The 14,649-nt window shown below is 36.7% G+C and carries 13 protein-coding genes; 1 reads left to right on the plus strand and 12 read right to left on the minus strand.

The genetic code is table 11. The annotated features are described in order from the left end of the window. Nucleotides 1-80: 80 nt before the first annotated feature. The 4 genes from sph to bdhA form a co-directional block, all read right to left on the minus strand. On the minus strand, nucleotides 81-1,082 hold the full coding sequence (gene sph / locus AC0L0O_RS24320) for a sphingomyelinase C (RefSeq protein ID WP_473786165.1): 1,002 nt from the start codon (nucleotides 1,080-1,082) through the stop codon (nucleotides 81-83). Nucleotides 1,083-1,155: 73 nt separating this feature from the next. Beyond that, nucleotides 1,156-2,007 carry a phospholipase CerA gene (cerA, locus tag AC0L0O_RS24325; RefSeq protein ID WP_000730994.1) on the minus strand — a complete coding sequence of 284 codons (852 nt, stop codon included), beginning with the start codon at nucleotides 2,005-2,007 and terminating at the stop codon, nucleotides 1,156-1,158. Nucleotides 2,008-2,260: 253 nt separating this feature from the next. After that, nucleotides 2,261-2,605: a potassium channel family protein gene (locus tag AC0L0O_RS24330; protein ID WP_000948234.1), complete on the minus strand. Its 345-nt coding sequence runs from the start codon at nucleotides 2,603-2,605 to the stop codon at nucleotides 2,261-2,263. Nucleotides 2,606-2,723: 118 nt separating this feature from the next. Continuing rightward, nucleotides 2,724-3,776 (minus strand): (R,R)-butanediol dehydrogenase, encoded by a 1,053-nt coding sequence (gene bdhA / locus AC0L0O_RS24335; RefSeq protein ID WP_000645822.1) that lies wholly within the window; start codon nucleotides 3,774-3,776, stop codon nucleotides 2,724-2,726. Between the two features lie 226 nt (nucleotides 3,777-4,002). Here bdhA and AC0L0O_RS24340 point away from each other — a divergent pair, with 226 nt between their 5' ends. Next, a complete protein-coding gene (locus AC0L0O_RS24340) occupies nucleotides 4,003-5,181 on the plus strand; it encodes an MFS transporter (protein WP_000873242.1) in 1,179 nt (392 codons plus the stop codon). 284 nt (nucleotides 5,182-5,465) lie between these two features. Here the strand turns inward: AC0L0O_RS24340 and inhA2 are convergent, their stop codons facing one another. The 8 genes from inhA2 to rbsR form a co-directional block, all read right to left on the minus strand. Continuing rightward, nucleotides 5,466-7,865 carry a M6 family metalloprotease immune inhibitor InhA2 gene (gene inhA2, locus AC0L0O_RS24345; RefSeq protein ID WP_473786166.1) on the minus strand — a complete coding sequence of 800 codons (2,400 nt, stop codon included), beginning with the start codon at nucleotides 7,863-7,865 and terminating at the stop codon, nucleotides 5,466-5,468. 316 nt (nucleotides 7,866-8,181) lie between these two features. After that, on the minus strand, nucleotides 8,182-8,829 hold the full coding sequence (gene fsa, locus AC0L0O_RS24350) for a fructose-6-phosphate aldolase (protein WP_000667661.1): 648 nt from the start codon (nucleotides 8,827-8,829) through the stop codon (nucleotides 8,182-8,184). Between the two features lie 35 nt (nucleotides 8,830-8,864). Further along, complete coding sequence (gene rbsB, locus AC0L0O_RS24355) at nucleotides 8,865-9,791, minus strand: ribose ABC transporter substrate-binding protein RbsB (RefSeq protein ID WP_072192712.1); 927 nt, start codon at nucleotides 9,789-9,791, stop codon at nucleotides 8,865-8,867. Between the two features lie 14 nt (nucleotides 9,792-9,805). Then, nucleotides 9,806-10,741 (minus strand): ABC transporter permease subunit, encoded by a 936-nt coding sequence (locus AC0L0O_RS24360; protein ID WP_001074633.1) that lies wholly within the window; start codon nucleotides 10,739-10,741, stop codon nucleotides 9,806-9,808. A 2-nt stretch (nucleotides 10,742-10,743) separates the two neighbouring features. Next, nucleotides 10,744-12,228, minus strand: coding sequence for a ribose ABC transporter ATP-binding protein RbsA (gene rbsA, locus AC0L0O_RS24365; protein ID WP_473786167.1), 1,485 nt, complete (start codon nucleotides 12,226-12,228; stop codon nucleotides 10,744-10,746). Between the two features lie 18 nt (nucleotides 12,229-12,246). Then, on the minus strand, nucleotides 12,247-12,642 hold the full coding sequence (rbsD, locus tag AC0L0O_RS24370; RefSeq protein WP_000716140.1) for a D-ribose pyranase: 396 nt from the start codon (nucleotides 12,640-12,642) through the stop codon (nucleotides 12,247-12,249). Beyond that, a complete protein-coding gene (gene rbsK / locus AC0L0O_RS24375) occupies nucleotides 12,639-13,535 on the minus strand; it encodes a ribokinase (protein ID WP_001132849.1) in 897 nt (298 codons plus the stop codon). The genes rbsD and rbsK overlap by 4 nt, the downstream gene beginning before the upstream one ends. A gap of 13 nt (nucleotides 13,536-13,548) precedes the next feature. Next, entirely contained in the window at nucleotides 13,549-14,541 is a 993-nt protein-coding gene (rbsR, locus tag AC0L0O_RS24380; protein ID WP_003287021.1) for a ribose operon transcriptional repressor RbsR, read from the minus strand. Nucleotides 14,542-14,649: the final 108 nt, after the last annotated feature.

Consider the following 14,649-nt stretch of genomic DNA (forward strand, 5'->3'; position numbering starts at 1 on the left):
TTATACATATTGGAAAGAAAGTTGAAATTTCCTCTACAAAATAAAAAAGTTTCTTCCTATTAAGAAGAAACTTTTTAAGACTACTTCATAGAAATAGTCGCCTCGACTGGATAATGATCAGAGTAATCATTATATGTATATTTTTTGAGCCATGATGTAACAGTCCACTGTGGAGATTTCGGTTGTAATACTTTATTCTCTATAAATGACGGATTCGCATGGTCCTTACTTGCAATAATATAATCTAAATACTCGGCAGGGCTATCAGGGAAATTATATTTTGCAATACTGTTTGTCGTTGCATCCCAAGTTGCTGTATGTCCTGTATAAGATGGAATAGAAGCATGTAATGTTTTGAACATGGATGCGTACTCTGATTCACTATTGTTCTCAGCGTTTATTTTATTCACATTCATATCACCACCAAATAGGACGTACTCGTCATTTGGTATATTTTTATTTTTAATAAAATCTTGAATTTCTTTTAACTGGTTTGTACGTACAGATGCAGGTGAAGTTTTTCCGCACATACTATCTTCAGCCTGCAAATGCGTCCCAATTACATGAACGAAACGATCATTTTTCTTAATTTTCGTGTATACAAATCCTTTATTCGATAAATTATCTGGTCCGCATCCGTTTGCAAATACATATTGAACCTTTTCAACGATCGGCCATTTGCTAACGATTGCAACGCCTCCATCTTCAGGAGTTGCAGATGAATAGCTACCTAACGTTTTATCCCATTCATTTCCGTTGCTACGACCTAATACAGCTGTTTGATTTGGGTATTCTTTCTTCAAATTTCCTAAAAGGCGATCTGAAGCACTATTATCAAACACTTCATTTAATATAACAACGTCTTGATTCTTAATATAATCTGCCGCCCCAATTAAATCAGCACGCTCACTTTGTCCCCAATTCGGATATAAGTTAGTTGATAGCATGTACACGTTATGCGTCATCACTTTCAAAGTATTGTTTTGATCTGTAGACGTATCTGCTTGAGCTGAGGATCCTCCGTATAAAACTCCTAAACCAATCCCAAAGCTAAGTACACCTTTTAGCAATTTACCTTTCACGTTTTATACCTCCATGTGTATAGTAATAAAAAGGTCAAATACTCTATTGTGAGATTTGACCTTTTTTAAATCCTTAACGATCTCCGTACGTATCAAACCAAAGCTGAATGTATCCAGCAGTAACACGTTGTGCATCCATTAATCGCTTACCTGTCATCGGTGTAACTTCAGCACGCCATTTATCTGCATATTCTTGTGACACAGCTGCTTTTACGAACCAATCTTTCGTATTATCATTTACAATTCCAGAGTAATCTTGTTTCGCCACTACTGCCGCTCCATGGATCCAATCTTCTGGATTTGTACCTTTCCAATTCCAATATCCATTTCCATCCGTTACTTTATAATTATCTTTTATCGTATCTACAAAGTTTTCATATTTAGAATGGAATCCTTGTGGATACGAAAGATTTGTAAAGTTTGCCGCATGCATCGGTTGATTTACATCTCCTAAATAATGAAGAGATAATCCTAAATAGAAGAATGCTTGTTTCATATCTTTATTTTTGTATGATTCACCCGCTAATTTAAAATATTTAGCTCCGGTTTCTTTTGCCTGCTTTGCAAATGGAATATATGTTTTTCCATTGTCTGGATCATAGAAATGTGAAGCAAATGTGCTATTATCATAATAAGGATTTTCATAGTCAGCAGCATAAATACCGTTCTCTAACTCTGTACGCCATTCATTTAATTGTGCAACTCGATCTTGTTTTACAAGTGTTGTATTGCGAGACATAATATCAATCGCACGGTTTACAATCCATAAATGAGAATTTACGCCTTCTTTATGTTTATCTTCAGCAGACCAGCGGTGAACTATTTTTATTTTACTTCCCCCATCGTTTTCATGAGCAAATGCAACGTTTTGTAAAGGAGCTACTAATGTAATAGCTGCTGCTAAAGCAAGTACTTTCTTTTTCATCTGAAATCCTCCATTTTATAATCGAATTATTGTAAACTTTTTGTTAGGATCCTATGATGTCGTCCGGTTAACCTATGACTAGAATATCCCACCTTTCACGAAATTTCTATCACTAAATTAAAATATGCAGATTTTCATATCATTATAACTTTATACACAGTGAATATAATGAATGAATACACTTTCATTTTAATAAACTATTATTAAGGCTTATCTAAACTAATGTAAAAAAAGAGTAAAGCATCCACATGCTTTACTCTTTTTTTCTATTCGATAATATACTCGGCAATTGCACATTAACTGCCAACTTATGAATAAATCCAAACACTAATCCAATCCCAATAAATATGTATAAGATTGTAAATATCTTTCCAAAATCAGTTTGCGGGCTAAAATTAGCATCACCGACAGTCGTCAACGTGACCACACTAAAATATAAAGCGTCAAGAGGACGTAATCCTTCAACTGTACTATAAAAAATCGTACCTGATGTTAATGTTAAAAATGTTAATACGAATAATACTTGAAATTCTTTATCTTTCCACGCTCGTAAACAAGCTTTTAGCATCCTTTTCAATGTCAACATAAATGAAAGCATTAGACTTCCCCTTCCAAACAAAATACCTGTAGTTACAGGAAAGTCTATCACCTTTCTGTATAGAAAAAAAGTAGCCCTCTTCTATTTCTAGAAAAGAGCTACTTTTTACTATTCTATATTATTTAGGTGAAACAAGAATTTTCACTTGTGTTTTATCTTTTACAAGTGCTTCAAATCCTTCTTCAACAACTTGATCTACTGTGATTTTTTTCGTAATTAATTTCTCTGCCTGAATTTGGCCAGAGCTAATTAATTTAATAACAGCTGGGAAGATATGACGGTATCCTAAAATACCAACCACTTCTTTTTCTTTTAGTACAAGATTATTTGGAGTAATTGTTGCGTCTTTTTCCCATACACTAACAATTACAGTTTGTCCTTCAAAGCTTGTGCTTTCAATTGCTTGACGAAGTACTACTTCAACACCAGTTACTTCAAAGCTTACATTTACACCTAAACCATTTGTTAAGTTGCGAATTTCAGCTAATACATCTTGAGTCGCTGGATTCAATACGTAATCCGCACCTGCTAATTTTGCTAACTCTTGACGCTCTTTAGAAAGTTCAACTGCAATAACAGGAGTTGCTCCTGCTGCTTTAGCTGCTTGGATAACAAGAAGTCCAATTGGACCACAACCAAAGACTGCTACTGCTTCCCCTTCTTTTAATTTACTTTGACGTACTGCATGAACCGCTACTGCTGCTGGTTCTACAAGAGCACCTTGTTCATACGTCATTTCATCTGGAATATGGTGAACCATATCTTCTGGTACTACTGTATATTCAGAGAAACCGCCGCCTTCTCCGCCAAGACCGTGGAAAACAAGTTGTTCACAAACATTGTAATGTCCATGTTTACAAGCTTCACATTTACCACAAGAATAAATTGGTTCTACAACGACGCGGTCTCCCACTTTATGAGATGTAACGCCTTCACCGATTTCAACTACCTCACCGCTAAACTCATGACCTAAAATAACCGGTGCTTTTACATGTGTTAATGGATGCTCTTCTGTCGGAATAAAAATAGGTCCTGCTAAATATTCATGCAAGTCTGTCCCGCAGATACCACACCATTTAACTTTAATCTTAACTGCTCCTGGTTTTACAGTTGGTTCTGGTACTTCTTCTACTCTTACATCACGTTGATTATGCCAAAGTAATGCTTTCATTTTATACATCCCTCTCTATGTATATACTTAACCTGGTGAAGTTTACAAATCTATTATAATACTTCTATCCATATATTTCAAAAAAACAATCTCATTTCCACTAAATTTTAACAAATAACGTTCAATATTTTGTCACTTTGTACTTTTTTCCACATCTGTTAATGCGAATTTCATTGCGGTTGAAATTCGCATTATGCCATAATAGCATAGGAGAGGTGAATATCGCTTGAAATATTTTATTTACTTTATTGTTATCGTAGCGTTTCTAGATACATTTTCACAATTACCTATTATGAGTACGTTCGCTCAAAGTCTTGGAGGATCCCCTCTTATTATTGGGCTAGTTGTCGGCATGTACTCATTCGCTAATATGATCGGTAATATTATTGCTGGCGCTGCTGTCGATAAATTTGGTGCAAAAAAAATACTTTATATAAGCATGGGACTTACGAGTTTCATAGTCTTGTTATACACTGTTGTTCAAAGTGGTGAACAACTATTAGTTGTGCGCTTTATGCATGGCTTTAGTGACGGATTTTTAATTCCCGCTGCCTTTACGTTTTTATCAAAACAAACAAATGCAGCAAGACAAGGTAAGGCAATGGCTCTATCTGGTGCTGCTGTTGGAACCGCGGCAATTGTAGGACCTGCTTTTAGCGGTATTATGAAAGCAACTGCTGGTATAGAGTGGGTGTTCATTACCATTTCTATTTTAATGGTTCTTGGTACAATCGTATCTCTATTCTTCTTACCAAATAACGTATCAAGAAAAGATACTTCAAGAACACAAATGATGAACAAAGAAGATATGTTTGAACTATTGAAATCAGAACCGTTATTACAGGCGTATATTGGTGCTTTCACACTCATGTTTTCACAAGGAATTGTCACGTATATGTTACCAGTGAAAGTTGAGGCATTGGCACTTAAAGCATCTACAACAGGCATGATGTTAAGTGTATTCGGCATTACCGCTATCCTCTTCTTCTTACTACCGACAAATCGTATTTACGATCGATTTAATCGTTCAAAACTAATGTTAATTGGTATTGCAGTAATGGCATTAGCATTATCTTTACTTGGATTATTCGCAACAAAAGGCATGCTCTTTATCGTTATGATGATTTATGGCATTGGATTCGCTATCCTTTTCCCATCGATAAATGCATTACTTGTTGAAAATACGACAGATGATAAACGCGGAAAAGCATTCGGATTGTTTTATGCTTTCTTCTCATTAGGAGTTGTTGCTGGATCCTTTACAGTTGGAGCAATCGGGGCATCCCCTAGCGTCAGCTTCGTTATTGGAACTGCATTCTTATTAACATTTGCTGGAATGATTTATGTAAGAAGCAAAGTAAAAAGTAAAGCAAAAAGCAAAGTAAAAAAGACAATGATGGGATAACTCCATCATTGTCTTTTTTTCGCCTAATATATATTACTTTTGCATATAACCAAGTAATACTGTAAATAAACTTATGTATAAAGACAATACTACATTTCTTCTTTTACAAAAAAAGTGTATCAATACCAACAATACTTCGACAATTTCCTCGGAAATATTTCCTTTCCCTACATAATTTGATACACTACATATGAACAGACACTTGTATTACATAAGCTAAAATAATAACTTACTGTACAATTTAAAAAGCACACTCTTCATATGAAGAATGTGCTTTTCTGTTATTAACGTTTAATCCAAACAGCGCCTGCTGATTTATCATCTGCCTGTCCAACAACTTGGAATTTAAGTCCAAGGTTCGGAACTTTTCTTCCTGCGTCTGCAATTTGGTTGTTACTATATACTTTTGAATCATCAAAAGTTGTAACACCTTGTAATCCAGAATAGTTAAACTGTCCACGTGTTAATGAATTTACACTCCATGCTGGTGTTTGATCAAATGAAAATGCAGCGTCTGCAATTTGCATACCTGTGTTACCGTAAGTTGGTTTTCCGTTTAAATTGCCAACAAATGCTTCTGGATGAGAGTCTACAACCCCAAGGAATCCTTCACCTGGATGCACCCCAACCCAGTTATCTTTAAAGCTATCATCTGCATACCAAACGACAAGACCTGTATTATACACTGGACCTTTTCCTGCTTTTAATCCATTATCTGATCCTGCATAGTTTCTCCACTCTAAGTAGTAATAATGAGCTTTTTTCTCTGTCCCATCAGAAACAACAAAACCATTTAAATTCATTTTAGACTGTCCTTCTGCATCATCAGAAAATACTACTTGTCCATCAACAGTTACATTTACATGATCCATCGCGAAACCTTTATATGTTACAGCTGGATCTGTAATATAATCGAATTGCAGTTTCACTTTTTTTCCTTTAAATTGACTTAAATCATATGATTTATCAATCCATTTTCCATCTGTTGTATCTTTATCTCCTTGGACTACTTTTTCTCCAAGTCTATCAATTAATGTTTTCGTTCCATCTTCTGTTACTGCGTGAACTTCAACAAAATCGCACTCTGCTTCTAACTCATAATTTGCTTTATAATCAAACTTTGCATTTGTTCCTTTTGTTAAATCAAAGAACGGTGTTTCTAATATTGTATGCATATCATCGCCTCTTGTACTATAATATGCATGCTTTCCAAACTCCGGTTTAATCGTTTCAACACTTTTGCCTGGTAAGTTAACACGTACAACGCCTGGACGATTTGATTTCGTAACACTTTGATCAATATATGTAGGAACTCCTACACCACGCTTAATTTTATCGTAATCTACTTCTAAAATTTTTGCCCAATTGCCCCCCATATTCTTTTGTAAGAAATCTTTATTTTGTGGTGAAAAACTAGTTGGCTCTGTTCCTGCAATTTTCCCTGTCCAACTACCTCCACTCATTAATGACCAAGCTTCGACAGGTGAACCAGTTCCAGTATATTTCGTATCATATTCATCTGGTAAGCCAAGATCATGTCCAAATTCATGCGCAAATACACCTACTGCTCCATCTTCTGGTTCAATTGTGTAATCATGTGCTGCTACTTTGCCACCAAAGTAATCTACCTTTGATTTTGTCCCTTCAATTGCTACTGGATCTATTGCTAATTTTGAACGATGTGACCAAATGGCATCATCCCCTAATTTACCTCCACCAGCTTCTTGACCAACACCAGCATGGATTACCATTAAATGATCAATTACACCGTCAGGTTCATTTTGATTTCCATCACTATTTGTATCATATCTATCAAACTGATCAAATTGAGATAAATCTAAACCTTTCTCAGCAGCTGCATATAAAGCTTCTTTCACTAAATCACGTGCGCCTTTTGGACCTTTGTTATCATGACCACTGCTACCATCAGCACCGTAGTCAGATGCTTTTCCTGGAACAGTTAACCATTCTGTTACATATCCATCAGTCGTATAACTACCGCCAGACTGCTCTTCATAATATTGTTTAAACGTTTTTACTTTTGAACCATCAAATAATGTGTACGGCTCATTACCAAATAACATCTTTTGATAATGCTCTCTACTAAAGTCATTCGAATACATATACCCTGGTGTTTGATCGATATTATTATGTTTATAATCACTAAATTCAACGAGTAATACTAATACTTTATCCGTTCGAACAGACCCCTTATATGGCGCTTGCTTTGCTTTAGATGTTGGAACTTGTCCATTCAATTGTTTTTTATTTGGTTCAGGCTTTTGCTCAGGGCTAACATTTTTTTCAGGTTTCTTTACTTTCTCCTTTTCTTCCATTTTTTTCTCTTTTACTTTTTTCACGAAATCAGATGCCTCTTTAGCAGTATCAGCTGGAAGAATTTCTTTATTTGCCTGATCCCCTTGTTTCTTTTCAATATATTTCTCTACAGCCTTTTTCGTCTCTTCTTTAGAAGATGCTGGATTAATTGTTCCTCTTTCTTTCAGCGCTTCCGCTAGACGATCTTCTTGAATTAAATTGTAATCAATTGGTGTTGTAGACACATTTTCTTTCTCTTTTGCTGGCGTTTCTGCATACGCTAATGGAGCACTCATTACAGATGTACATCCGATAATTGCCGCAATTGCTAATGACGATAACACTTTAAGTGGCGCTTTTCTTCTCATTCTATGTCTCTCCTTTTATAAAACTTAAAATTCAGATAAATAAGTGCATTTAAATCAAAAGCTCTACTTTCTGCCCTCCCTATATAAAAAGGCATAATTCTATAACCATTAAGCCTTCTGTTATAGAATCATGCCCTCCAGTTTTCTGGTCAGACTCTCTATCTGTCTATATCAAAATATGAAAAATAAAGAGTGATTTGTATATATTAAATAGTTTATATAACAAATTTAAAAGACAATATGCAAAATTGCATGAAAATTCTTTTAAATAAAAAAAAGAATCCTAGTCACTTAAACTAGGATTCTTGATTTTCTATTATTTCTCTTGTGTTTTTTCCCAATCAGCTAAGAATTTCTCAATTCCTTGATCTGTTAATGGGTGCTTCACTAATGAAGCAATTACGTTTGCTGGGATTGTTGCAATATGTGCACCATTTAACGCTGCGTCAGTTACGTGAACACTGTGACGTACAGATGCTGCGATAATTTCTGTTTCGATGCCATGAATTGCAAAGATTTCTGCGATTTGGCGAATTAAGTCCATACCGTTATGACCGATATCATCTAAGCGACCTAAGAATGGTGAAACGTATGTTGCACCAGCACGAGCTGCAAGTAATGCTTGAACTGCTGAGAACACCAATGTAACGTTTGTACGAATTCCTAAGTCAGAGAACGCTTTTACTGCTTTTAAACCTTCTGTTGTCATTGGAACTTTTACAACAACGTTTGGAGCAATCTTCGCTAATTCTTTTCCTTCTTCGATCATTTTATCTGCTTCTAAGCTAATTACTTCTGCACTTACAGGTCCTTCTACAACGTTGCAAATTTCACGAATGCGCTCGTGGAAATCTACGCCTTCTTTTGCTACAAGTGATGGATTTGTCGTTACTCCAGCTAATACGCCTAATGCATTTGCCTCTTTAATTTCGTTAATGTTTGCTGTATCAATAAAGAATTTCATTTGTTATTCTTCCTTCCTAATTTTCATTTTTATATTTATTTATTTTTCTTAATAAGCTCTAATTCAATCGGAATAGATTTGTCCACTTTTTTACCTTGCGTGATCTCTTTTGCTGTTTGCATCGCCTTCTCTCCGATTAATTCCGGTTTTTGAGCAACAGTTGCAGCCATGCGCCCATCATTAACCGCTTTCACAGCATCTTCTGTTGCATCAAATCCAACAACGACTACATCTGTTTTTCCAGCAGACTTCAATGCTTCAAGTGCACCTAATGCCATCTCGTCGTTATGCGCAAACACGGCTTTAATATCACCATTTGCTTGCAAAATATTTTCCATAACAGATAATCCTTTCGCTCTATCAAAATCAGCTGCTTGTTTTGCAACTACTTTTAAAGACTTATCAGCTACGTTATGGAATCCTTTCCCGCGCTCGCGAGCAGCAGAGGATCCAGGGATTCCTTCTAATTCAGCAACGTTTGCTCCTTCGCCGACTAATTCACGAATGTAATCACTAGCCATTTGACCACCTTCAATATTATTAGAGGCAATGTGAGAAACAACTTTACCTGAATTCGCAACGCGGTCTACTGTAATAATAGGGACATTCGCTGCATTTGCCGCACTTACTGCTGAAGCAACAGCATCTGAATCGGTTGGATTAATAACAACTACATCGACACCTTTTTGAATTAAATCTTCAACATCATTTGTTTGCTTTGCTGCATCATTTTGTGCATCAACAGCAATCAATTCAATGCCGCTTTCTTTCGCTTTCTTTTCTGCCCCTTTTTTCAAAGTTACAAAAAATGGATTGTTTAAAGTTGAAACAGAGAATCCAACTTTAATAGTTTTATTTCGACCTTTATCGCTAGAATCCTTTGCCCATTCTGGTGGTTCCATTGAACAACCAGCAGTAATGACCATCATACATGCAACGAGTATAAGTAACCATTTCTTCATAAACTGTCCCTCCATTACGCTTCTTTTCGACGATCAATTAATACAGCTAGTAAGATTACAAGTCCTTTTACAACTTGTTGGAAGAAAGAAGATACACCTAATAAATTTAAACCGTTATTTAGTACACCGATAATAAGTACACCGATGAATGTACCAACAATCCATCCTCTTCCCCCAGAAAGACTTGTTCCACCTAATACAACTGCTGCAATTGCATCTAATTCATAAGAAGTACCTGCAGTCGGCTGTGCAGAATCTAGTCGTGATGTTAAGACAATACCTGCAAGCGCTGCCAAAATTCCGGAAAGACCGTAAATCATTACTTTAATTCTCGTAACATTAATACCTGATAATGCTGCTGCTTCTTCATTTCCACCAATTGCAAATGTACGGCGACCAAATGTCGTTTTCTTCAAAATGAAGTACAGTACTGCGAAAGCGATCATCATTGTAACAGCTGGTACTGGAATACCGAGAAAATAACCGCGGCCAAACATTTGGAACATTAAATGATCACCAAGACCAGTGATCGGACGTCCGTCCATATAAACAAGCGTCAACCCGCGAAAAATAGTCATTGTTGCTAAAGTCGCAATAAACGGAGCTACTTTTCCCTTCGCTATGATGATACCGTTTACAATTCCCATTACAAGACCAGCTAATAATCCAACTGCCATCGCAAGGAACGGGTCCATGCCACTTGCCATCATTCCAGCAACAAGTGCACTTGATAATGCTAAAATAGAACCGACCGATAAGTCAATACCCCCTGTTAAAATTACAAAGGTCATTCCGAATGCAATAAGCGCATTAATCGATACTTGACGCAGTATATTAAATAAATTTGGAATTTCAATAAACGCTGGATTTAAAGCCGTAATTACTACAATAATTAGCGCTAGTCCAATTAAAGACCCAAGTTGTTGTAATACATTCCCCTTCTTAGCCATCCTTACTCTCCCCCTGTAGCTAGTGCCATAATAGACTCTTGCGATGCCTCATCTTTCTCTAAAATGCCGCCGACTTTTCCTTCATGAATAACAAGAACGCGATCACTCATCCCTAAAACTTCTGGAAGTTCAGATGATACCATAATAACGGCATCTCCTTCTTCGGTAAGCTTATTCATAATAGAGTAAATTTCTTTTTTCGCTCCAACATCAACACCCCTTGTTGGCTCATCTAAAATGAGTAATTGCGGGTGAATACCTAACCATTTTGCAATAACAACCTTTTGCTGATTTCCACCAGAAAGAGATTTCACAGCTTGCTCTCCACTAGATGCTTTCACATTAAGAAGTTTCATCATGTCCGCTGTAAACTGTTGTTCTAGTTCGTTACTTAAGACGCTTCCCTTTGAAAGACTTTCTAAATTCGGTAAGGCTAAATTTTCTCGAATTGAGAAATCTAGCACTAATCCTTCAGATTTTCTATCCTCTGTAATGAATGCGATTCTTTGTCTAATCGCATCTATCGGACTATCAATCTTTACTTCTTGCCCATTTATAAAAATTTGGCCAGAATCTAAAGGTTCGTATCCAAATATTGCTTTCATAATATCTGTGCGGCCAGCTCCCATCAAGCCAGCTACACCAAGGATTTCACCTTTTCTAACTTGAAACGAAACATTTTCAAACTTCCCTTTTTTCGTTCCATTACGCATTTCAAAAATAACATCGCCAATTTGACTATTTCGTTCTGGGTAACGTTCACCAATGCTGCGCCCCACCATCATACTCACTACCTCATCAAACGATGTTTCCTGAATGGATCTCTTTCCGACGTATTCCCCATCACGTAAAATCGTAATGGCATCGCATATTGAAAAGATTTCTTCCATTCGGTGTGAGATATAAACGAACGAAACACCTTCTTTACGTAATTTATTAATGACGGTAAACAACGTTTCAATTTCACGATCTGTTAATGCAGCTGTAGGTTCATCCATAATAATAACGCTCGCGTTTGTCATTAGTGCTTTCGCAATTTCGATAATTTGCTGTTGTCCAACCGATAACTCTCCTGCCAACATAGCGCCTTTTACATGTAATCCTAACTCTGCTAGTTGCTGCTGCGCAATCGCGTTCATTTGACGCGTACGTAAAATACCTGTCTTTCCATACATTAACTCTTTACCGAGAAACATATTTTCAGCTACTGTTAAGTTCGGTAATATGTTCAATTCTTGATGTATAAATGCAATACCGTACTCTTCAGCTTCTTTCGCATTTTTAAAAGTTCGTTCTTGTCCATCAATCGTGATCGTTCCACCATCTCTTTTGTATACACCTGTTAAAATCTTCATGAGCGTTGATTTACCCGCTCCATTTTCCCCCATCAATGCATGGACTTCTCCTGTTTCAATCATAAACTGTGCATTCTTCAAAACAGGATTGCCATTGAACGCCTTTGAAATATTTTTCATTTCAATACGCATTCCCATCACTTCCCTTTATTAAAAAATCACGCCTGCATGTAAAATTACATTGGCATAAGGCGTAGCCTCACCTGTACGAATAATAGCTTTCGCTTTCTTTGTATGCTCTTTAAATTGTTCATGACATACATATTCAAACGCTGGTTCTATTAATTTTAGCTCGATTTCTTTATTTACTTCCGCATTGTTGTTAATGACTTCTTCTGCTAACGTCACTTTTTCAATTGCCATATCATCCGCTACCACTTGCAATACATCTAAAAAGCTAGGTTTTCCTATTTCAACAGCTAGATCAATTCTCTTTACTCCGTCAGGAATTGGTAAACCGCAATCAGCGATTACAATCGTATCCGTATGCCCAAGTGAAGCAAGCACTGCTGCAATCTCACTGTTTAATACGCCGTGCTTTTTCACCCGACAATCACCTGCACTTCACGTACTCTATCTCTCGTTGGCATACCGCCTTGCGCCCCAAGCTTCGTTACAGAAAGACCACCAGCAATATTCGCAAAACGAATTGCTTTTTGAAGTGTTTCTCCTTCAGAAAGCGCAACTGCTAATGCACCATTAAATGTATCACCAGCTCCAGTCGTATCTACTACATCAACAGCAATGCTAGGAACATGTACAATCTCCGTACCATTATGGAAACGTACACCGTTAGAACCTTCTGTCATCAATAGTTTATTCGGATATTTAGCCAGTAAATCTTCAATTGGCGATGTGAAATCATCTAATACGATGCGGCACTCATGTTCATTTGGTGTAATATAAGTTGCCTTTTCTAAAATATCTTCTGATAACACTTGTGCCGGTGCTGGATTTAACATAACCGGGATTTTGTGTTCCTCACAAATAGCCAATACATATTTTACTGTTTCAAGCGGAATCTCTAGTTGAAGCACAACCATATCAGCTTTTATAAGAAGATCTTTTGAACGATTTACAACCGACTCATTTACAAGAGCATTCGCCCCTTGCACGACAACAATACTGTTATCTTCTTCTGCTAAAACGATATGAGCAATTCCTGTCGCCGCATCTGTAACCGGTACCACATAGTCGATAAAAACGCTTTCGTTCTCTAAATTTTTCTTCACTACAGTTCCATAATTATCGTCTCCTACTGCTCCAACCATCGCTACATTTGCGCCTAATCTAGCTGCAGCAACCGCCTGGTTAGCTCCTTTCCCTCCTGGAATTGTATGAAATGCTTCACCAATTACTGTTTCCCCTGCTTTCGGACGTTTTTTTGAAACGGCCACTAAGTCCATTGAAATACTACCTACTACTGCAATATTTGGCATCTATTTCATCTCCTTACTTCGTTGTATTTCGTTCTATAATTTCAATCGGTAAACGATAGTGTTTCTCTTCTAATACGTTTCCTTCCATCTGCTCTAACAACAGTTCTGTTGCAACTTTCCCCATTTCATAAATTGGCTGCGCAACAGTTGTAATAGATGGATACATCATCTCTGTTAAAGAAATCCCATCAAATCCGATAATTTGTAAATCATCCGGAATAGAAATCCCCTTTTGAAGCGCAGCCTTTACGATACCTATTGCAATTAAATCATTCCCAGCAACAATTCCATCAATATGCGGGTATTCTTCTAATAGTTCCACCGCTACACGCTCACTATTAGCTGGATCAAATGTACTCTCTGCAATCATATAAGAAAGATTATTTTGCGTAATAACGTCTACAAAGCCTTCAAAACGTTCATTAGCTGTACTTACGTCACGCGGTCCACGAATATGCGCAATACGTTTACAGCCTTTATCTATTAATAACTTTGTCGCTGCCTGACTTCCCGCATAGTTATCTGCATACACAGCAGGTATACGCTCATTAAACATACGGTCAATTGCAACGACTGGTACTGACAAGTTCATGTAATTCACACTATTTTGTGGATTTGTCGCTACAATAAATCCATCTACATTATTTTGCCTAAGTACATCAATATATTGCTTTTCTTTCTCTAAACTTTCATCAGAGTTACAAAGTACAACTGTATACCCTTGCTTATGCGCTACATCTTCTACGGCACGTGCAACTTCTGGAAAGAATGGATTCACGATATTTGGAACAACTAAGCCAATTAAACGAGATTTTTTATTATACAGTGAACGCGCTACTGTACTAGGCTTATAGTCTAGCATCTCAATCGCTCGTTCTACTTTCTTTAACGTATCTTCATGAACATATCCATTTTTATTTAACACTCTGGAAACGGTCGCAACAGATACTCCCGCTAATTTTGCAACGTCTTTAATCGTACTCATTCTCTTCTCTCTCCGTTTCATGTAACCGTTTACAGAAAATAATATAACGTATTTCTAGAAATACGTCAATCATTTCTCAAGAAAAAGCTTTTAAGGTTATACTCAAAAAAGCATCGCCATAAGGCGATG

The organism is Bacillus sp. GS3m_15504 (assembly GCF_055825275.1).

Coding starts and splice junctions, on each gene's coding strand:
- cerA (WP_000730994.1), bottom strand. CDS start 2,007: ATGAAAAAGAAAGTACTTGCTTTAGCAGCAGCTATTACATTAGTAGCT.
- AC0L0O_RS24330 (WP_000948234.1), bottom strand. CDS start 2,605: ATGCTTTCATTTATGTTGACATTGAAAAGGATGCTAAAAGCTTGTTTA.
- bdhA (WP_000645822.1), bottom strand. CDS start 3,776: ATGAAAGCATTACTTTGGCATAATCAACGTGATGTAAGAGTAGAAGAA.
- inhA2 (WP_473786166.1), bottom strand. CDS start 7,865: ATGAGAAGAAAAGCGCCACTTAAAGTGTTATCGTCATTAGCAATTGCG.
- fsa (WP_000667661.1), bottom strand. CDS start 8,829: ATGAAATTCTTTATTGATACAGCAAACATTAACGAAATTAAAGAGGCA.
- rbsB (WP_072192712.1), bottom strand. CDS start 9,791: ATGAAGAAATGGTTACTTATACTCGTTGCATGTATGATGGTCATTACT.
- AC0L0O_RS24360 (WP_001074633.1), bottom strand. CDS start 10,741: ATGGCTAAGAAGGGGAATGTATTACAACAACTTGGGTCTTTAATTGGA.
- rbsA (WP_473786167.1), bottom strand. CDS start 12,228: ATGCGTATTGAAATGAAAAATATTTCAAAGGCGTTCAATGGCAATCCT.
- rbsK (WP_001132849.1), bottom strand. CDS start 13,535: ATGCCAAATATTGCAGTAGTAGGTAGTATTTCAATGGACTTAGTGGCC.
- rbsR (WP_003287021.1), bottom strand. CDS start 14,541: ATGAAACGGAGAGAGAAGAGAATGAGTACGATTAAAGACGTTGCAAAA.